The organism is Flavobacterium sp. (genome assembly GCF_052437795.1).
GTDB lineage: Bacteria > Bacteroidota > Bacteroidia > Flavobacteriales > Flavobacteriaceae > Flavobacterium.
On record NZ_JBQVPA010000002.1, the window covers coordinates 72,037 to 91,421 of the forward strand.

At 46.4% G+C, this 19,385-nt stretch carries 14 protein-coding genes and 1 riboswitch; of the genes, 9 read left to right on the top strand and 5 right to left on the bottom strand.

All coding sequences use genetic code 11. The features are described from left to right. Positions 1–163: 163 nt before the first annotated feature. Complete coding sequence (gene metK / locus ACT6R0_RS06985; RefSeq protein ID WP_444653083.1) at positions 164–1,414, bottom strand: methionine adenosyltransferase; 1,251 nt, start codon at positions 1,412–1,414, stop codon at positions 164–166. A 705-nt stretch (positions 1,415–2,119) separates the two neighbouring features. On the opposite strand from metK, the gene ACT6R0_RS06990 reads away from it, so the two are divergent. Both ACT6R0_RS06990 and ACT6R0_RS06995 read left to right on the top strand, forming a co-directional pair. Continuing rightward, positions 2,120–2,551, top strand: coding sequence for an OsmC family protein (locus ACT6R0_RS06990; protein ID WP_444653081.1), 432 nt, complete (start codon positions 2,120–2,122; stop codon positions 2,549–2,551). Positions 2,552–2,690: 139 nt separating this feature from the next. Beyond that, on the top strand, positions 2,691–3,212 hold the full coding sequence (locus ACT6R0_RS06995) for a hypothetical protein (protein WP_444653080.1): 522 nt from the start codon (positions 2,691–2,693) through the stop codon (positions 3,210–3,212). Positions 3,213–3,273: 61 nt separating this feature from the next. On the opposite strand, the gene ACT6R0_RS07000 is transcribed toward ACT6R0_RS06995, so the two are convergent. Together ACT6R0_RS07000 and ACT6R0_RS07005 are read right to left on the bottom strand one after the other, a co-directional pair. Continuing rightward, entirely contained in the window at positions 3,274–4,152 is an 879-nt protein-coding gene (locus tag ACT6R0_RS07000; RefSeq protein ID WP_444653079.1) for a hypothetical protein, read from the bottom strand. A 51-nt stretch (positions 4,153–4,203) separates the two neighbouring features. Next, entirely contained in the window at positions 4,204–4,656 is a 453-nt protein-coding gene (locus ACT6R0_RS07005) for a DUF6367 family protein (protein ID WP_444653077.1), read from the bottom strand. A gap of 134 nt (positions 4,657–4,790) precedes the next feature. After that, a riboswitch (SAM riboswitch) is annotated at positions 4,791–4,897 on the top strand. Between the two features lie 193 nt (positions 4,898–5,090). Here ACT6R0_RS07005 and ACT6R0_RS07010 point away from each other — a divergent pair. From ACT6R0_RS07010 to ACT6R0_RS07040, 7 genes are all read left to right on the top strand, one after another. Further along, the gene (locus tag ACT6R0_RS07010) at positions 5,091–6,080 is read left to right on the top strand and encodes a homocysteine S-methyltransferase family protein (RefSeq protein ID WP_444653076.1); all 990 of its coding nucleotides are present in this window, start codon (positions 5,091–5,093) and stop codon (positions 6,078–6,080) included. Next, the gene (metH, locus tag ACT6R0_RS07015) at positions 6,080–8,725 is read left to right on the top strand and encodes a methionine synthase (RefSeq protein ID WP_444653075.1); all 2,646 of its coding nucleotides are present in this window, start codon (positions 6,080–6,082) and stop codon (positions 8,723–8,725) included. Before ACT6R0_RS07010 ends, metH begins: the two co-directional genes overlap by 1 nt. 128 nt (positions 8,726–8,853) lie before the next feature. Continuing rightward, positions 8,854–9,810, top strand: coding sequence for a methylenetetrahydrofolate reductase [NAD(P)H] (metF, locus tag ACT6R0_RS07020; RefSeq protein WP_444653074.1), 957 nt, complete (start codon positions 8,854–8,856; stop codon positions 9,808–9,810). A 125-nt stretch (positions 9,811–9,935) separates the two neighbouring features. After that, positions 9,936–10,793, top strand: coding sequence for a peroxiredoxin family protein (locus tag ACT6R0_RS07025; RefSeq protein ID WP_444653072.1), 858 nt, complete (start codon positions 9,936–9,938; stop codon positions 10,791–10,793). Between the two features lie 72 nt (positions 10,794–10,865). Next, positions 10,866–12,578, top strand: coding sequence for an RDD family protein (locus tag ACT6R0_RS07030; RefSeq protein WP_444653071.1), 1,713 nt, complete (start codon positions 10,866–10,868; stop codon positions 12,576–12,578). 29 nt (positions 12,579–12,607) lie between these two features. After that, positions 12,608–13,678, top strand: coding sequence for an acyloxyacyl hydrolase (locus ACT6R0_RS07035; protein ID WP_444653070.1), 1,071 nt, complete (start codon positions 12,608–12,610; stop codon positions 13,676–13,678). A gap of 5 nt (positions 13,679–13,683) precedes the next feature. After that, positions 13,684–14,436, top strand: a complete 753-nt coding sequence (locus ACT6R0_RS07040; RefSeq protein WP_444653068.1) for a head GIN domain-containing protein — start codon at positions 13,684–13,686, stop codon at positions 14,434–14,436. 249 nt (positions 14,437–14,685) lie between these two features. Here ACT6R0_RS07040 and ACT6R0_RS07045 read toward each other — a convergent pair whose 3' ends face one another. Together ACT6R0_RS07045 and sppA are read right to left on the bottom strand one after the other, a co-directional pair. After that, on the bottom strand, positions 14,686–17,358 hold the full coding sequence (locus ACT6R0_RS07045; protein ID WP_444653067.1) for an AsmA family protein: 2,673 nt from the start codon (positions 17,356–17,358) through the stop codon (positions 14,686–14,688). A gap of 235 nt (positions 17,359–17,593) precedes the next feature. Continuing rightward, positions 17,594–19,366 carry a signal peptide peptidase SppA gene (sppA, locus tag ACT6R0_RS07050; protein WP_444653065.1) on the bottom strand — a complete coding sequence of 591 codons (1,773 nt, stop codon included), beginning with the start codon at positions 19,364–19,366 and terminating at the stop codon, positions 17,594–17,596. Positions 19,367–19,385 lie beyond the last annotated feature (19 nt).

Here is a 19,385-nt window from a genome sequence, read left to right on the forward strand (position 1 = left end):
TGAGAGCATAGTTTGCAAAGCGTTGCGATCTTTATTCCATTGCTCACCTGACAGACTGGTTCGTGCCTCGCAGTAACACTGCCTGTGAATTGTACTGCTATGCAAATAAAAAAACGCCCTCCTTTTACAGAGAGCGGTTTTCCAATATAAAGGTTAGTAACAATTATAAGTTAAAGGCAGCTTTTACCTTGTCCACATAGTCCAGTTTTTCCCACGTGAACAGTTCTACCGTAACCTCTTTGGTCTCGCCGCTTGGCGACCTGAAGGTTTTGGTAACGGTCTCAGGCGTGCGGCCCATGTGCCCATAGGCAGCTGTTTCGCTGTAGATAGGGTTCCTCAGTTTCAGGCGCTGCTCAATGAAGTAAGGGCGCATATCGAACAGCTCCTCTACTTTTTTGGCAACTTCACCATCAGTAAGGCCTACTTTGCCTGTTCCGTAGGTATTGATGTAAATACCCATTGGCTTAGCCACACCAATAGCATACGATACCTGTACCAGGATCTCGTCGGCTACACCGGCAGCAACAAGGTTCTTGGCAATGTGGCGCGTAGCATAGGCAGCGCTGCGGTCTACCTTGCTTGGGTCTTTGCCCGAAAAGGCACCACCACCGTGGGCTCCTTTACCACCATACGTATCTACGATGATCTTCCTTCCGGTAAGGCCGGTGTCGCCGTGTGGCCCACCTATAACGAACTTGCCCGTAGGATTGATATGGTATTCGATCTTGTCGTTGAAGAGGTGTGCGTACTGCGGGTATTTCTTTACGATCCTCGGCACCAGTATTTCTACGATGTCCTTTTTGATCTTCGCAAGCATAGCAGGCTCCTCATCAAAATCGTCATGTTGTGTGGATACTACAATAGCATCTATGCGTACCGGCTTATTGTTATCGTCATATTCAAGCGTCACCTGGCTTTTTGCATCCGGGCGGAGGTATTTTATTTCATTGTCCTCACGGCGAAGCTCCGCAAGTTCGCGAAGGAGGTTGTGTGAAAGGTTCAGTGCAAGGGGCATGTAGTCGGATGTTTCGTTGGTCGCGTAACCAAACATCATGCCCTGGTCGCCCGCTCCCTGGTCTTCTTTGTTCTGGCGGTCCACACCCTGGTTGATGTCCTGGGATTGTTCATGTATCGCTGAAAGCACACCGCATGAATTGGCTTCGAACATATATTCGCTCTTAGTATAGCCGATCTTTTTGATCACGTCGCGGGCGATCTGCTGTACATCAAGATATGTTTTGGACCTTACTTCACCTGCAAGGATCACCTGGCCAGTTGTAACAAGGGTTTCGCATGCTACCTTCGACTCCGGGTCGAAAGCAAGGAAATTATCGATCAGCGCATCAGAGATCTGGTCAGCAACTTTGTCAGGATGCCCTTCACTCACGGACTCCGACGTAAATAGATATGCCATTTGTGTATAGTTTTACGGGAGGTAAGAGATGCAGCCGCTAAAGGGGAAGGAGTTCCTGCTTTAGCATTTTTTTATGAGGTTGCAATCAGACAAATTTTTCCTCCGGGATTAAATCAGGGCAAAGGTATAAAACAGGAACGGAATAAAAAATCTCAACGTATAAATAATTTAAACTTTTGCTTACTAAGGGTTAACCAGGTGGTGTCAAAATTAGTTTCCATTTTAGGATCTGAAGTTCCATGTTCTTGCTTTCCGAAAACGATTTATGTTAAAATTAAAAATTATGCTTGCATATATTAAAAATAGTGTCGAAGTTTGTTAAAGTCAAAATCGAGAAAAAATGAGCTTTATTACATGTCAATACCGTTGCTTTATGTGGAACCACTCCACAGGGGCCGTTATTGCATGATCATAGTCTTAAACCGACATAATCTGTAAAGGCCCCCGCAATTAAGAGCAGGGGCCTTTTGTTTTTACACAATACTATATTAGTATAAAAATAATAAATATGAATACCGTTATCCGCACATCATCACACCGCCAGCACATCTGCTTTACATGGATGTACTGTATGCGCGCGCCGTTGCCAAAAAGGATAACCCCATCTTAGTTTTTTAGAATTCAAATTCAGATAAGGTCCTTTGGCAACAGCGCTAAAGGGCCTTTTTTGTTACCGTTCAATCATTAATCATCAAAATCGCAGTTATGAAAACCAAGATCAACGTACTCGGATACACCGGCAACAACAGCCAATTCGTAGTGAAGACCCTCAATGCCAACCTAAGGATGGACCAGAATGAAAAATACCCGGAACTCGAAGGCCCCAACCCTTACGAATACATCCTTGCCGGATTTGCAGGATGCATTAATGCTCTTGGCCAGGAAGTGGCGGCAGAGCAGGGTATCGCCTTACGTTCATTGCAGATCGAGATCACCGGCAGCCTTGAAAAAGACGGACGTAAAGCACGCCCCGGCTTCAGGAATATCGAGATCACGCTCAAGCCATCATCTGCCGCGCCGCTCGATGTGCTGCAAAACTGGATGAAGGAAGTACAGCAACGCAGCCCTGTATATGACACGTTGGTGAGCAATACTCCCGTACACCTAAGCCTGTACAAAGAGTACACCTATAACTAAGGTTACTAACCCGGAAACACCTGCTTAGCCGGAATATGCGGCAGGTGTTTTATAAAGATATGTTTTAAGTTGTTTTGTTTGTTTGTGAAAGAACTGCCTTCGGGCAACCGGGGCAGTTTCTTTTTTAAAATTGTAAATTATGACCAAAAGAATAAATATAGTGCTGTTTGGTATAGGGAATACCGGCAGCGCGCTCATTAATAAAGTATTGAAAGAACGCAAGGAACTAATGCTGGATCGCAAGCTCGACCTGAGGTTTCCCGTTATCACTAACTCCACCGTAGCTTTTTTCGAGAAAGAAGGCGCCAATTACTCGTGGGAGGCCAACTTCATACAGTTTGCCATCCCTTTTAAACTGGAAGATGTGCTGTACTACCTGATGGAAAACAATATAGAAAACCTGATTGCCGTGGATGCCACCGCCAGCGCTGCCCTCGCGGTCGAGTATCATGATCTTATAAAGAGCGGCTTCAGCATTGTGACTATAAACGAAAGCCTTAATGGCCTGCCCGGTGTCGGGAAAGGCCTGCAGTTCCTCGCTGAAAGCAGAGGACTGGAGTTTCGCCAGGTCGCGGGTGCTATAAAAGGAAAAGATGCCGCCGCCGATGCTCTTTTCGATGCCATATTGGATGTGGCAGAGAAAAAGAGCAAAGCGGCATAAAAAATAAGTTTGTTTGGTTTGTTTGTTACTTGGAAGATCCCGGGTTGTGAGGCCCGTGATCTTATTTGATGTGTACCTTGTCTGTAATGATTTCGGAAATATCGTCATTCCATTTTTGCCCCATCAGGTAATAATGGCCATTTTCCATCTTTACACGATCCCTAAAATCGTTGTCATCCCAGGTTATAAATGCTTTGGAAGTCGCAATAATATTCCACGTACCAGATCTATAACTATACAGGTCAAGGGTTGTCCAACAGCATTCATACCACCAACGGTATACCAAAACCTCATTTGCCCCATCTTTATTTACATCTATGGTTTGTGCCAAAACAACACTCATGCCCTCAAAAACAATAGGTTCAATTTTTCTGCCAAAGCTAATCCTTACATTGCATACTCCTTTTCCGCAATCATTTTGGGGAGAGCCATCTGCGGCAATTGCTTTTTCATATTCTACTATAGCAGTATCGGGCTTTTTATCACCATCCACATCCCCAACAGGATATTCATCTATAAAGGTTTCTATCCTTTCACCTTCGGCCAGGAAAGTAAAAGCCGGGTCCACAGTGATTTTATATGGGACATTTTTAGGATCGTCAATAACCGCCTCCAGCTTATAATATTTGCTGTTGCCATCGCAGATTTTCGAATTATTGACGGTTATGATGATCGAATCGTTCTTTACTTTGGCAGATGCCGTATAGTTCCCGCAGTCCAATAAATGAAAATAGGTAGTTGCCGTGATTTTGCCTTTCTCCCTTTTAATGTCCAGCGTTTCATCCTTCTCCATTTTTTTGACGGCATCAGTTACAAATGTATCGGTGAGTTGGGATATGGTAATCGCAATTTGGTCGTTTGCGGTCAGGGTTTGCGCATTGATGCAGCCGGGCAGGCTGACAACCGAAAGCAGCAGCAGCAATAGTTGCAGGTTTTTCATAATAGGATAGCTGTTTTTGTGGTATCTGATCGCAACAACCTAAAATACTCCTTACTTATTTTCTACGACCTTAAAAACAAATATCTTACACTTGTTGGGCAGGTAGTCCACATTCGACAAAAGTGTGGCGGCATTTTCGTTGGGTGTAGTTTCGAGTACCTTACTGGCAGGGAGTTTTAAAACCGCATTAGCTATTGTACGGGCGCTTTCTACACCGTTCATGTTGTTGTTCACTGCATTCTTATCATTTTTAAAGCCGTTCACGTGCCATGAAATTTTCCTCATTTTGGTATTCACGTGCTTCTTTCGGGCGAGGTGGAGGTTTATGGGGCCATTATCGCCATCCGGCTTCTCGGCTCTTTTCCAGTAGTCCATTATGCCGCTCTCAGTCCAAATGCCTTCTTCGGCAGCTTCGATATCGGCTGCATCTCCGATCACGATGATGTGGAACTGGTTACGGTCTTCGGCAACCGAAGCATTTAAATAGGACTTGAATGTTTTCATATTTATAAATAGGATTAGTATGTTCAAAACCCTATAGGGTATCTTTGGTAAATGTATAATTTTTTGAAGGTAAAAAGATATTTGCGAAATAGTATTTTATTCCCTTACTTTGCATTGTTCTTTTACACACTGATACGTTATCACGAAAGGCAGAGGGAATAGACCCTATGAAGCCTTAGCAACCCTTTATCTTTAAAGAAGGTGCTAAATTCTACCAAGCTTACGCGCGGATAGATAACATACGAAATACTTCACGGTATTTCCCACTCCATTTTTGATGACATATAAGCAGTAAAGTAATGCGAAGCGCATTTTGTCCGGGCACAGGATTCATAACCCTGAGGTCATTGGTTCAACTCCCGTCTTCGCTCCAGAAAATTTTATGGTTTACGGTGCTAAACTGAAACCTGAAACTTTAAACCTGAAACAAAACTATGTCTAATATACAACAAGCGATACGCGAAAGGATCCTCGTACTCGACGGCGCTATGGGTACCATGCTGCAGCGCCATAACTTTTCCGAAGAGGATTTCCGTGGGGAGCGCTTTAAGGATTTCCCGCATCCGCTAAAGGGCAACAATGACCTGCTTTCCCTCACCCAGCCCGAAGCCGTGAAGGATGTGCACCGCCAGTACTTTGCCGCAGGCGCCGACATCGTGGAGACCAATACTTTTTCCGGTACCACCATCGGGATGGCCGACTACCACATGGAAGATCTGGTATACGAACTGAATTATGAGTCGGCTAAATTAGCCCGCGAGGCAGCTGATGAATTTATCGACAGGCCGAGGTTCGTCGCCGGTTCAATAGGGCCTACCAACCGTACCGCGAGCATGAGCCCGGATGTGAACGATTCCGGTTTTAGGGCAGTAACGTTCGATGATCTGCGCATCGCCTACAAAGAACAGGTAAAAGCCCTCATCGATGGCGGTGTGGACGTGCTTTTGGTAGAGACCATATTCGACACACTGAATGCAAAGGCTGCTTTATTTGCAATTGAAGAAATAAAGGACGAGCTGGGTATCGACATTCCTGTAATGGTAAGCGGAACTATTACCGATGCTTCAGGGAGAACATTATCAGGACAGACGGTGGAGGCTTTCCTTATTTCCATATCACACCTGCCGCTATTGAGCGTGGGCTTTAATTGTGCCCTTGGTGCCGACCAGCTCAAGCCGTACCTGAAACGCCTGGCGCACAATACGTCGTTCAGCATATCGGCGCATCCTAATGCAGGATTGCCCAATGCCTTTGGCGAATACGACCAGACACCCGCAGAAATGCAGCAGTTGATAAAAGAATATTTAGACGACGATCTGATAAATATTATAGGCGGCTGTTGCGGAACGACACCAGAGCACATAAAATTAATAGCTGAAGTGGCTAAGAATTACAAACCAAGAAAAGCGGAGGCTGAAGTATAATGGCAGAGAATAGATATTTAAAACTATCCGGACTTGAGCCACTAATAGTGACTCCGGAAAGTAACTTTATTAACGTGGGTGAGCGTACGAACGTTACGGGATCTCGTAAGTTTTTAAGGTTGATAAAGGAGGAAAAATATGAAGAAGCACTGGATGTTGCCCGTGCACAGGTAGAGGGCGGCGCGCAGATCATTGACATCAATATGGACGAGGGGATGCTCGACGGCGTGTATGCCATGACAAAGTTCCTTAACCTGATCGCTGCCGAGCCGGACATTGCGCGAGTGCCTGTAATGATCGACAGTTCCAAATGGGATATCATCGAGGCTGGGCTGAAGGTAACGCAGGGCAAAAGTGTGGTGAACTCCATCAGCCTGAAAGAAGGCGAGGCTGCATTTATCGACCATGCCAAAAAAGTGAAGCGTTATGGCGCTGCCGTGATCGTTATGGCTTTTGATGAAGATGGCCAGGCGGACACGTATCAAAGGCGCATTGAGATATGCAAACGCTCGTATGATATATTGGTGGAAAAAGTTGGATTTCCGCCCGAGGACATCATATTTGACCCAAATATATTTCCCGTAGCAACCGGAATGGAAGAGCACCGCACGAACGCGCTCGACTTTTTCCGGGCTACCAAATGGATACGCACCAACCTGCCGCATGCCCACGTGAGTGGTGGGGTGAGCAACGTGTCATTCTCCTTTCGTGGTAATGACAGGGTGCGTGAAGCCATGCACTCGGCATTTCTGTACCACGCCATTCAGCACGGCATGGACATGGGCATTGTGAACCCTGAAATGCTGGAGGTGTACGACGAGATCGACAAACAACTGCTCGAACGCGTTGAGGATGTGCTTCTCGATCGCCGTGATGACGCTACGGAAAGGCTTTTGGCATTCGCCGAAAACGTAAAAGGAGATGTAAAAGCCAACGAGAAACAGGCTCAGGAGTGGAGGTTGCTCCCGGTACAGGAGCGCATTACCCACGCCCTTGTAAAAGGTATCGACGAGTTTATAGAGACCGATGCGGAAGAGGCACGGCAACTTGCAGCTAAACCCATTGAAGTAATAGAGATCAACCTGATGGCCGGTATGAACGTGGTTGGCGACCTTTTTGGAAGTGGCAAGATGTTCCTGCCCCAGGTAGTGAAGTCGGCCAGGGTGATGAAAAAAGCGGTGGCGTATCTGCTTCCGTATATCGAAGCTCAAAAGGATGGGCGCTCTTCGAGCGCCGGACGCGTGCTCATGGCTACAGTTAAGGGCGATGTGCACGACATTGGTAAAAATATCGTTGCGGTGGTTTTGGGCTGCAATAATTTCGAGATAATCGACCTTGGTGTGATGGTGCCGCCTGAAAAGATTATAGAGGTCGCTGTCAGGGAACAGGTGGACATCATTGGCCTTAGCGGGCTTATCACGCCATCATTGGATGAAATGGTGTATCTCGCTAAAGAGATGGACAAGCTCAATATCAGCATCCCGATCATGATAGGCGGGGCAACCACATCGCGCGCGCATACTGCCGTAAAGATAGCACCGCAATACCGTGAGACCGTAGTACATGTAAACGATGCTTCCCGTGCGGTAACCGTGGCGGGCAATCTTTTGAATGCAAACACAAAAACCGAATATGCGAAAGGTTTGCGCGAAGAGTACGACAAGCTGCGGGAAGGCTATCTGAACCGTTCGCGCGACAAGGATTTCCTTACCATTGAGGAAGCCCGCAAGAACAAGCTGCAACTGGGATTTGACCCTGTAAAGCCGAACTTTATCGGGACACAAACCATTTACCCTAAGCTTGAAGAACTTGTACCCTATATCGACTGGACACCGTTTTTCCAGACGTGGGACCTGCATGGCAAATACCCCCGCATCCTTGAAGATGAGGTAGTGGGAGAGCAGGCCAAAGCACTTTTCGCAGATGCGCAGGAAATGCTGAAGCAGATAGTGGATGAGAACTGGTTTGAGGCAAAAGGGATGTACGGCATTTTCCCGGCAAACAGTGTGAATGATGATGATATTGAACTGGACGGATTTAAATTTCTGACATTACGCCAACAATCAAAAAAAACAGCAGGCGCACCGAATATCGCTTTAGCCGATTTTATAGCACCCAAAGATTCCGGCAAGCAGGATCACATTGGCGCATTTGCAGTGACCACCGGTTTTGGCGTCGATGAAAAAGCGGCTGAATTCGAAAAGAGCCACGACGACTATAATTCCATTATGGCAAAAGCTTTGGGGGATCGCCTTGCTGAGGCCTTTGCCGAATATTTGCATGAAAAGGTGCGTAAGGAGATATGGGGTTATGCATCGGGTGAAATATTATCCAACGACGACTTGATAAAAGAAGAGTACCAGGGTATACGTCCGGCGCCGGGCTATCCTGCCTGCCCCGACCATTTAGAGAAGGCAACCATTTGGCAGCTGCTGGATGTAGAAAACCAAATTGGGATAAAACTGACCGAAAGCCTTGCCATGTGGCCGGCATCATCAGTCTCGGGATACTATTTTGCACATCCGCAGAGCAGGTATTTCGGCTTGGGAAAAATAAAAGAAGACCAGGTAGTCGATTACGCAAAAAGACGGAACATAAGCACTGAAGAAGCCACAAAATGGCTCAATCCAAACATAGCAGATTAAGCCCCTAATCCCCGAAGGTGGGAATTTAAAGGGAAGTGGCTATTTAGCACTTGATCGAAGATGATAAGATACGAAAATACGAATATTAACGATAACAATTCCCCCGTTGGGGGGTAGGGGGCTGAACCATGAAAGTAACCGAACATATAGAGAACGCCAACGGCAAATGCCTTTTTTCCTTTGAGATACTGCCTCCGCTAAAGGGGCAGAACATCCAGTCAATATTCGACAGCATCGACCCGCTGATGGAGTTCAACCCTCCGTTCATCGACGTCACCTACCACCGCGAGGAGTATGAATACCGTGAGTTGCCAAGCGGCCTGCTGGAAAAGCGCATCGTAAAGAAACGTCCGGGTACGGTGGGCATCTGCTCAGCGATACAGAACAAATATAACCTTGATGCCATTCCGCATATCCTTTGCGGCGGATTTACCAAAGAGGACACCGAGAACTTCCTGATCGACCTTGATTTTCTTGGCATACAGAATGTAGTGGCACTGCGCGGCGATGCTGTAAAAAGCGAGATCTATTTTAAACCGGAAAGGGAAGGCAACCATTACGCGACCGAACTGGTGTCGCAGATCGATAATCTGAATAAAGGTATTTATTTGGACGACCACCTGCTGAATACCTCAGCTACGAACTTCTGCATCGGAGTGGCAGGTTATCCCGAAAAGCACATGGAAGCGCCCAGCCTGGATAGTGACATTTATTTTTTAAAGCAAAAGATAAAGAACGGTGCCGCCTATATCGTGACGCAGATGTTCTTCGATAATAAGAAATTCTTTGATTTTGTAGATAAGTGCAGGAGGGAAGGCATTACGGTACCCATTATTCCGGGACTCAAGCCCATCTCCACAAAAAAGCAGCTCAACCAGATCCCGCACCGCTTCAAGGTCGATCTGCCGGACGACCTGATAATGGCAGTGGTTAAGGCTAAGGATAACGATGCCGTGCGCCAGATAGGCATTGAGTGGTGTACACAACAGAGCAGGGAACTGGTAGCCGCAGGCATCCCGGTGCTGCATTATTATTCAATGGGCAAGCCGGATAACATTAAGGCAATAGCGAAGGATGTATTTTAAATCGTACTGAAAGGGTAATAATAGCTTGGTATAATGCTCGGGATAATTGCATTGAAGGACATGCCATAACGATGCAATAAAACAATGCAAAATTTAGTTGTATAGTACGACCAAACCCAACCAACATGCGCCAAACATTACTTTGGGCATTGCTAATCATTAGCACTGCCGCCATTGCCCAGGATTATCCGTTCCTTTCTGCTTCCAGTAAAAGGACTTCCATGACTGAGTATGCAGATCACCTTAATGCGCTCCCAAAGCATGTCAGGGACAGCCTTATCAATAATACAATGTCTTTTAAGGAGAACGGCAAGCGGTACAATAAGGCCTATTCCGACTCGATCTTCAAAGCAAAGGATTTTTACCGATACACTACCCGGGTCTATAAAGATACCGTAACCAATACTTTCGCCTACGTACTGCACTGGCGCACTGATGAGGAATTTGAAGCCGATGGCAAGGCGTTCCAAAAAAGCAGTGAGGAAGATGAGGAGAACCGTAAGAAGCTAATGGGGTTGAAGCTTGACGAGCTGACGCTTACTGATATGGATAGCAATATCCATACCCTGGAATCTCTTGCGGGCAAAGTGATCGTCATCGATTTTTGGTTTATCAACTGCTCAGCCTGCATTCAGGAGATGCCGGAGCTTAATAAAATGCGTGAAAAGTTTGGTACGGACAATGTCGCCTGGTTTGGCATAACGTTCGATAAAAAAGAAAAGGTAACGAAGTTCCTGGAAAAGGTAAAGTTCGATTTTACGCTGATTCCTGAAAGCCAGCATTTAGTAGACCGTTTCGGGATAAAATTCTTCCCCACAACACTTATAATCGATCCTGATCACGAAATTGTTTATACCGGCAAACTTGGCGGGATGTCGGGCCGGGCGGATGAGATCAGCAAGGCCCTGAAAAAAGTGATAAAGAAGGAAAAGAAACGAAAAAAAGTAAGCGTTACGGCAGGCCCGGTGGAAAGGGTAGAATAGCTTTTTATCGTAATTCACTATATTGTCATCAAAGCATAATAATTTTCCTATTTTTGGGCAAACCAATGGATCATGCCTAAAAAAATAGCCCTTGCTGCCATTGTTGCAGCGCTGATGGGCCTATATACTGAATTGATGCTCACATCGCTGGGCCTGCCAGGATGGAAATATTACATTAAGGATCTTTTCACTTCGCTCAACCTTGGCTATTTGGGTGTTGAGAACAGGTTTGATGAAATAAACTACATCAACCTGTTTTTCTATGCGCTGCTGCTTACCGGAGGATCCCTCTATCTCTTAAGCAGTAAGGAAACCCGCCTCGTGCGTTATGTCATTTCAATGATATTCCTCTCAAAATGCATAAGGGTTTTCTTTATGGTCATCTACATGCCCTTCAGCGTCAAATGGATGATCCAGGGCTGGAACTCCGCCATCATGCTAATATACCTGGCGTGGCACCTATTGTGGGTATGGTTGTGCTGGAAAGCGCTCAAATATTTCAGGGATACCAAAGAAATAGCGGTGATCAAGAAACAGTATGGTGATCTGGAGCAGGATATTATTTCCGAATCGTCACGCTGGCAGCGCCTTTTTAACCTTATTGCCGACAGCGTTACGTTTGTCGTTATACTGTTCCCCATACTGGAATCGTTCGCCCATGTCGATGCCGTAAGCGAATTCCTCGCGCCGATGGGAGATACATTAGGGGCACGCCTGGTGTTGTATTTTATAGGTGTAATTATCCAGATCATTTATTATATGTTCTTTGAAGGCTTGTTGCAGGCAACGCCCGGCAAGATGCTTACCGAAACAAGGGTTGTGACCGATACCGGCGAAAAACCTGCTTTAAGCAAAATGTTTTTGCGTACGGTTTCAAGGTTCGTGCCCTTCGAGTCACTGTCGGTGCTTTTTTCAAGAGGCTGGCATGATGACTGGTCGGAGACTTATGTGGTGCGTGAAAAGCGCGAGGGTGTGAACGGGGGCTGGTATTTTTTCATTTTCCCGGCATTTTTGTTCATCGGGCTGTTTGGGTATCTGGGCATGGAATCGTATAAGAAGCACAAGATCGGGCAGCGGGAAGAAGAACGCTTTGAAGAGAGGAAGGAGCGGATAGAAGGAACTTTGGGCAAACTCACGACCGACCACGTGATCACGATCAGCAAAGGCCATGGCGACCAGATCTTCATGAAGCCTGAAAAGATAGGTAAAGATGCGATCACTTTTATATATACGAGTGGAGGCTATGCCTCTGGCCCCGTTGATGCGCAGCGCGAAGTCGAGGCTGTCTTTGTTGAGGAGGCAGAGCTGTTGGAACGTGTAACCCTCACAAGAAAGGAACTTTCGGAAGGCATCCTGAAAGAATATAATCCTAACGTAAGCAACGAGTACAGCTACAGTGGTACTGCCGACCTGCTGAAAGACGGCACCAGTTACTATATCATTGACATTGTGCAATGGTTCGCTCCGAACATAACGATAGATAACTCCTATATGTCCCGTTCTGACGGAAGCGAAATATCCATAAACCTTAAAAATTTCGGCTGGGGTGCCGAGCTGATAAAGGTAGAGAACAAAGGTGATGAGATTGATTGGGGACAACTGCCTGTAAACCTTCGCAATGACTCTGAATATACTAACAATACACAAATAACCGGTAAGGGAGATGGCATCGACGTTATTGATGCCTACCTTTATGTGAGGGATACTCTGGGAAGGATACAAGTCTACAATATTAAAGGTGAGGCCGATGAGATGGGGGAGCTTAAAATGACAAGGATAAAGTAATGCGTGAACTCATAAAATATCTTTGTATAATGCTTGTTGCTGTAGCTGCTTTTGCCCAGGAAACGCCTAACGGCAAGTTCAGTGTGGATGCAAATTACTTTTATGGCAATATCATCCCGCACCGGAAGTCGATACAACACCTGATCACCCAACATCCTGTTGGGATAATGATAGGCTTCAACCGCAAGACCTTTGGCGATGAGCGCTGGCAGTCGGGATACAATTACCCGGACTATGGTTTTTCTTTCCATTACCAGGACATGCGCAACGAAACGCTGGGCGAGATGTTCGGGCTGTATGGGCATTATAACTTTTATTTCCTAAAGAGGCGGCTGATGTTCCGCGTAGGGCAGGGTGTCGCCTACAATACCAACCCGTACGACCGCGATACTAACTTCCGGAATTATGCCTATGGAATGCACCTGATGCCATCGACCTACTTTATGCTGAACTATACTAAACCGGATCTTTGGAAAAATGTTGGCGTTCAGGCAGGGCTTACGTTCATCCATCATTCAAATGCCAGCATGAAAGCGCCCAATACCAGTACCAATACCCTTGCGGTAAATGTTGGCCTTAACTATACCTTCGGGCGGAGTGAGGAATACCGATATATTTCGGAAAACGATACCATAAAATATAGCGAACCCATCAAATTCAACTTTGCTTTCAAAGGCGGGGTTAATGAGAGCGACATCATTGGCAGCGGACAATATCCGTATTACGCGCTCTCTGTATATGCCGATAAGCGGTGGAGCCGAAAGAGCGCGTTCCAGTTTGGGGCTGAGGTCTTTTGGCCGGAATACCTGCGGGAACACATACGGTTCAAGTCCATCGCCTACCCCGAAGAAAATGTGGATGGCGATACGGATTACCGCAAAGTGGGTGTATTCATCGGGCACGAACTTTTCATCAACAGCCTTTCTATAGAGGCGCAGGCGGGGTATTATGTATACGCGCCATTTGATACCACTGGAATGCTATACCAGCGCATTGGGGCCAAGTATTATATCAGTGATAAGATTTTCAGTACGATAGGATTAAAGACACACGGCGCCAAGGCTGAAGTTATGGAAATGGGGGTAGGGATACGATTATGAGAATTATGAATTATAAATTACGGATCACGATCTTTACTATGTTGCTGTGCATGTTCTCTTCCTGCAACAACGACCTTGCACCCGAATGCTTTACGGCCAGGGGCGATGACATTATCTATGCTGCAGATGTAGGGACCTTCAGCAGCATCCATATTTCACCGGGTATCGAACTGGTAATTAAACAGGGGCCGGAGCAAAAAGTGACCATCGCCACGGGGGAGAACATTAAGCAATACCTTTCGGCAGAAGTGAAGAATGGTGAATTGTGGCTGGAAAATGCCAACAATTGTAACTGGGTGCATACCTATAAGACCACGACCGTTTATGTGACCACTCCCAACCTGGAGCGCATCTATTCGGCATCACAGTTAGCGGTTAAGTCAGATGGCGTACTGGCATTCCCAAACCTCTCCCTGCAGTCAGGTATTTTTAGCGAAACCGCTTCGGGTACTTTTGAACTGAATGTGGATTGTACCAACCTTACCGTTGAGGACAACCAATCGGCATATTACGTTATCAAAGGTTCGGTAGAAAACCTGGCAGTGCAATTCTACTCCGGCGATGCCCGATTTGATGGACGTAACCTGGAAGTGCAAAACCTGCAGGTCTTCCACCGCAGTTCCAATGACATTATCGCTAAAGTTCAGCAGCAGGTTACGGGCACGCTTTATTCCACGGGTGATCTGGTATTGAAAAATCATCCACCGATCGTAGAGGTGGAACGGCTGTACAGCGGCAGGGTGGTTTATGATCAATAGTTTTAGCAGTATTGCTTCAAGCTTATAATGCTGTTGAGTCATTGCGAGCGGAGGAAAGGAGCGCGGCGATCTTTCGTGCTAACTAATAGAAAGATCGCTAGTCGAAGGTTCCCGTAAACCTAACGGAGTGGATTCGATTAGATTAATGCCGAAAACATATAACTATAGAGCCGTTGCATTGCAAAGGCTCTATAGTATTTATCCATGTTCCGGAGCAGGCTGTCAACTGACAACCATCAACCGGCAACTCTATTTCTGGTCTTTCTTCTCTTTCTTTTTAAACAGGTCCTTCACGGCATTCTTCACGCCTTCCTTGGCTTTTTCTTCTACCTGTTGCTTCACTTCCTGGTTGGTAGGAGTTTTGGTAGTACCGGTTGAGTCCTTTTTTGTATTCAGTGGGTTCTTGTTGCCGGCCAAAATGTTGCCCAAAACTTCTTTGCCCTTGTCCTGCGCCTGATTCACATATTTATCTTTTTGCTGCTGTACAAGCTGCGTAGTAAGGCTGGTAACCGATTTGCTAAGGTCGGTACTCACTTTAGGGTTTTTGAAGTTGCCTGTGATCACTGCATTTACAGGGATGCTAATCTTACTTCCATCGGTTTTTAAGGTAGCCAGCAGCTTATTCACTTCGGTGCCAAGGTATTTGGCCGGAACGTCAAACCCTACTTTATAGTTCATTGTCTGGTCAAAACCGTGCTGCCCACTGATATTGATGGCAATGTCCTGGTACTTGAGGGTGAATGGCTTGATGTTCACTTTACCGTTCTCAAAAGTAAGACCGATCTTTTGGTTCAGGTTCAGCTTGCTCAGGTCAAGGAACTTCAGGTTGCTTGTCAGCGCTGTCAGTACTTTCGACTTTTCCGGATTGACCGATGTCGAAAGCAGCTGCCCCATCAGGTCGCCGGTCATAGATGTAAGGTTTGGCGTCATTTCTTTAGGATCGAGGTTCCCCGAGAACTTAACGGTCGTGTTCAGCTTGCCGTTAATGATGTCAGCGATCGGCGCTATGGACTTCAGCATCTCCAGTTGCGTGAACGACTGCGTAATGTCCACACTGTTCAGCGAAAGGTCCATGGCAAAGGTAGGTGTAGCGCCTTTGGTAGATACATTACCGCTGGCCGAGATGAGCCCTCCAAAGATATTGGTCTTTAGGTTCTCGATCTTTACCGCTTCATCCTTTATGATCATTTTTCCCGAAACATCTTTCAGGTTCAGGTTGTCGTACACCACCGTATTGGCTTTGGCAGTTATGGTACAGTCCAGGAACGCGGGGATCTTTACGGCATCGGCCGTGGTCGTTGTTTTCTTTACCGTTTCACCATCCTCTTTTTTAGTGGTGGTCGTTTTCGTCTCCGGAGCCATGAAGTCGGCGACCTGCAGCTTGTTGGAATTCATGTTGAAATTGCCCTTCAGCACCTGGTCTTTAAAGATAAATCCGTAAAAGTTTTCCAGCGTACCGGTTACAGAAATATCCGATCCGCCAGTTTTGGCATCAAAGCGGCTCAGGGTAATGCGGCTTGGGTTAAAGGCTACATCTGCCTGGTTGATAACGATAGGCTTTGCCAGCCCGTCACCCGAATAATTGAACCCGCTTAGGCTGATAGTACCATTGTTCTGTATTTTTTCATACTCGCTTTTCTCTACCGCCTGCATATCAAATTTTGTTTCCACATCGGCCTTTAGCATCCCTGATAGCGGCATGTCCAGCTTCACAGGATAGGCCTTCCCGAAGTTCGTCAGGTTTACGGTGCCTTTCAGTTTGGCATCCACCAATGGATTTTCTACAATATTCTTAATGCTCGCGCTGGCATCGAAAACATCCTGGTCAATGCGGAACGACAACTTGTCAAGGTTTACATACGTGTCGTTCAGCGAGCCGGTCTCGTTAATGATCTTGGTGTCGATCACTATATTCTCTACCGATTTGGGCAGGTCCGGGTATTTGAACGATGCATTGTTCGAAGCGATAGCAATGTTGAATTTCGGTACGCTGTTATCGCCGTTAAGGCCGTTCACTTTTCCGTTGATGGTAAAGTCGCCTTCGGTTTTTACATTGGCAAGGTTGCCCGAATAGGCTTCCGGTATCAGCCCCAAAAAGTTCTTGAATGATGAGGTTGGCGTTTTGAAGGTCAGGTCAAATTGCTGGCCGGTATCCAAAAGGCCCACGCTTCCGTCAAACTCCAATGGCAGCTGGTTGATGAGCGCCTTGTTATTTTTGAACGTGTAAATACTTTTGTCAAGGTCAAGGCCCAATACCGCATCAAGTTTCAGTGCCACGTTGCGCATGTAGTTGGTCTTGTCCATGTCGAGCGAAAGTTTCGCTGTAGTTTTGGTATCAAGGTCGAGTTTGCTTGCCGCGAAGTTGCCTTTGCCTTCGTGGTTCAGGCTGTCGATCACCATTTTTATTTTGGAGCGCTCGTCATAATATTTAAAACGCAGGTTCTCAATTTTATAATCCTGTACGCTTAGCGCGAAAGGTTTACTCTCTTTATCGTCTTTCGGTTTTTCCTTATCATCTTTTATGGCGATGTCAAAATTGCCAACACCGTCCTTATTGAAAAGGATATTGATAACACCGTCCTTTGTGCTAAGCGACTCTACGTTCATAGGTTCGCCTTCGCCCTTAAAAAGTTCCTTGATGGACATGTCTAGGTTCAGCTGGCCCATGTATACCAGCGTATCGCCGGCGAATGGTGCCTTGTTGATGATGCTCAGCTTATCTACGGTCACGCTCGCTTTTGGAAAACTGCTGAACAGGCTCAGGCTAACGTCCTCGAATGCCACGGTGGCATCCACCTGCTCGTTGATGGCTTTGGCGACCATCTCTTTTATCTTATTCTTAAAAAGGAAAGGCGCTGCAGCCAGTGCGATTATTAGAACAAGGAGGATAATTCCCGTCCATTTGAGGATCTTCTTAACCATAATTCAATTTTGTAATATTTGCCTTAAAGGTAGTAGTAACAGCTTAATTTTTCAAGTATAAAATATAAAAACCACATAGTCACATAGTTTATTGTTGCCTCACACATTTTCATTAGGTTTTAAAGGGCTACATAGTTGAAGCAATGCCTCAAAACTAAGTGTTCTGTCTCTTCCTGAATGTCTAAAGCTATTAAACCTATGTTCCTATGTGGTTAAATTTATTCCCGTTAAGACCTTACCTGATAGTTATCTCATACGGCATGATGGCTTGTACGCCCCTCAGCTGGCTTACCCTCCTTATGCGCTCGATCATTTGGTAATTTTGTTCGCCCACCTCTTCCTTAATGAAGTCTTCTTTGGTTTTGGCAAAAGGCATCCCGGTAAGGTTGGCCAGTATCTTTTCGAAGTTTATCTCATATTCCGGGAAGTCAACCGTCCTGTAGGTCTTAATCTTAGCAAGTTTGGCGGCATATTTCACGGCATCGTCAAGCCCGCCCAGTTCGTCTACCAGTCCTTTTTCCAGAGCCTCGGCACCGGTCCATACACGGCCCTGTGCAATGGCATCTACCTGTTCAAAGCTCATTTTCCTGCCTGCTGCAACGCGGTTTACAAAGGTGGAGTATATTTTTTCTACACTCTGCTGTATGATCTCGCGGGTTGCTGGCTGCAGCGGCGTGAACACGCTATACCCCGAAGCATTGCTGTGCGTTCTTACCTGCTCGGTGTGTATGCCCACCCTGCCCGAAAGCTCATTAAGGTTGGGCAGTACGCCAAATACGCCTATCGATCCGGTGATGGTGCCCGGCTCGGCAAAAATGCGGTTGGCGCCGCACGAAATGTAGTATCCGCCCGATGCGGCATAGTTGCCCATAGAGACCACTACAGGTTTTTTCTTTTTGGCAAGTTCTACTTCCCTCCATATCAGTTCCGATGTCAGCGCGCTTCCTCCCGGTGAGTTTACGCGGAGCACAATGGCTTTCACTCTGTCATCCTCAAGTGCGGCTTTGAACGATTCGCGCATCGGGTCTTCGCCAATGCTGGTCAGGCTGCCTTCGCCGCCGGTAATTTCGCCCTGGGCATAAATGATGGCAATGTCATCTTTGGCATCCGGGAATACATCGTTAAGAGATGTAGCGGTCACGTAGTCAAGGATGTCTACTGAGTTGTAATCTTCGTCTTTTTTAACCTTGAGCGCCTTTTTGATGCCGCTCTTATATTCATCTTCATATCCTATCTTATCGACAAGGTTATGCTGCTTAGCCAGTTCGGGCGTGCGGCCGTTAAGGTTTTCGGCAATGCTGTTCAGGCTGTCCAGCGATATCTTACGGCTTTTGGAAATGTCTTTCGCTATAGATCCCCAGATGCTGTTGAGCATTGAGGTGATCTGCTCGCGGTTCTCAGGGCTCATCTCATTGGCAAGGAACGGCTCTACGGCACTTTTGTATTTGCCATGGCGTATCACTTCCATCTTTATGCCCGTCTTTTCCTGAAGGTCTTTAAAGAACATCACTTCCGATGAAAGCCCTTTAAAGTCAACCTCGCCGATCGGGTTCAGGTAAAGTGTGTCGGCTACCGAGTTGAGGTAGTAATCGCTTTGCGAATAATTATCGGCATAAGCCACCACGAATTTCTTCGAGGTCTTGAAGTCTTCCAACTGGTCGCGAAGGGATTTCATTTGCGCAATGCCCAGCATGCTCATGTTGTTGGTTATCGAAATGCCCTTGATGCGCTTATCATCCTTAGCTGCCTTTATGGCTTTCAGTACATCTGTCAGCCCTTCTTTCGGCTCAGAGTTTAGGAAGCTGTATTTATCGTTGTAGAATGACCCGGAGTAATCCTCGGTCACTTTGCTCAGGTCGAGCTCTATTACCGAATTGTCCTTTACCTGTACGGTATCCTTATCACTGCCACCCGCTGCAACGCCTATCAGCACAATGATAATGAAGAACAAAAAGCAAAACAGGAACAGGCCTACGAGCGTAGCCAGTACATTTTTTAAAAACTGCATATGTATTTACTATTTAGAT

What these genes read in the sequence shown, in the direction of transcription:
- metK (WP_444653083.1), bottom strand. Translation starts at nt 1,414, where the DNA reads ATGGCATATCTATTTACGTCGGAGTCCGTGAGTGAAGGGCATCCTGAC.
- ACT6R0_RS06990 (WP_444653081.1), top strand. Translation starts at nt 2,120, where the DNA reads ATGAAAACCAAGATCAACGTACTCGGATACACCGGCAACAACAGCCAA.
- ACT6R0_RS06995 (WP_444653080.1), top strand. Translation starts at nt 2,691, where the DNA reads ATGACCAAAAGAATAAATATAGTGCTGTTTGGTATAGGGAATACCGGC.
- ACT6R0_RS07000 (WP_444653079.1), bottom strand. Translation starts at nt 4,152, where the DNA reads ATGAAAAACCTGCAACTATTGCTGCTGCTGCTTTCGGTTGTCAGCCTG.
- ACT6R0_RS07005 (WP_444653077.1), bottom strand. Translation starts at nt 4,656, where the DNA reads ATGAAAACATTCAAGTCCTATTTAAATGCTTCGGTTGCCGAAGACCGT.
- ACT6R0_RS07010 (WP_444653076.1), top strand. Translation starts at nt 5,091, where the DNA reads ATGTCTAATATACAACAAGCGATACGCGAAAGGATCCTCGTACTCGAC.
- metH (WP_444653075.1), top strand. Translation starts at nt 6,080, where the DNA reads ATGGCAGAGAATAGATATTTAAAACTATCCGGACTTGAGCCACTAATA.
- metF (WP_444653074.1), top strand. Translation starts at nt 8,854, where the DNA reads ATGAAAGTAACCGAACATATAGAGAACGCCAACGGCAAATGCCTTTTT.
- ACT6R0_RS07025 (WP_444653072.1), top strand. Translation starts at nt 9,936, where the DNA reads ATGCGCCAAACATTACTTTGGGCATTGCTAATCATTAGCACTGCCGCC.
- ACT6R0_RS07030 (WP_444653071.1), top strand. Translation starts at nt 10,866, where the DNA reads ATGCCTAAAAAAATAGCCCTTGCTGCCATTGTTGCAGCGCTGATGGGC.
- ACT6R0_RS07035 (WP_444653070.1), top strand. Translation starts at nt 12,608, where the DNA reads ATGCTTGTTGCTGTAGCTGCTTTTGCCCAGGAAACGCCTAACGGCAAG.
- ACT6R0_RS07040 (WP_444653068.1), top strand. Translation starts at nt 13,684, where the DNA reads ATGAATTATAAATTACGGATCACGATCTTTACTATGTTGCTGTGCATG.
- ACT6R0_RS07045 (WP_444653067.1), bottom strand. Translation starts at nt 17,358, where the DNA reads ATGGTTAAGAAGATCCTCAAATGGACGGGAATTATCCTCCTTGTTCTA.
- sppA (WP_444653065.1), bottom strand. Translation starts at nt 19,366, where the DNA reads ATGCAGTTTTTAAAAAATGTACTGGCTACGCTCGTAGGCCTGTTCCTG.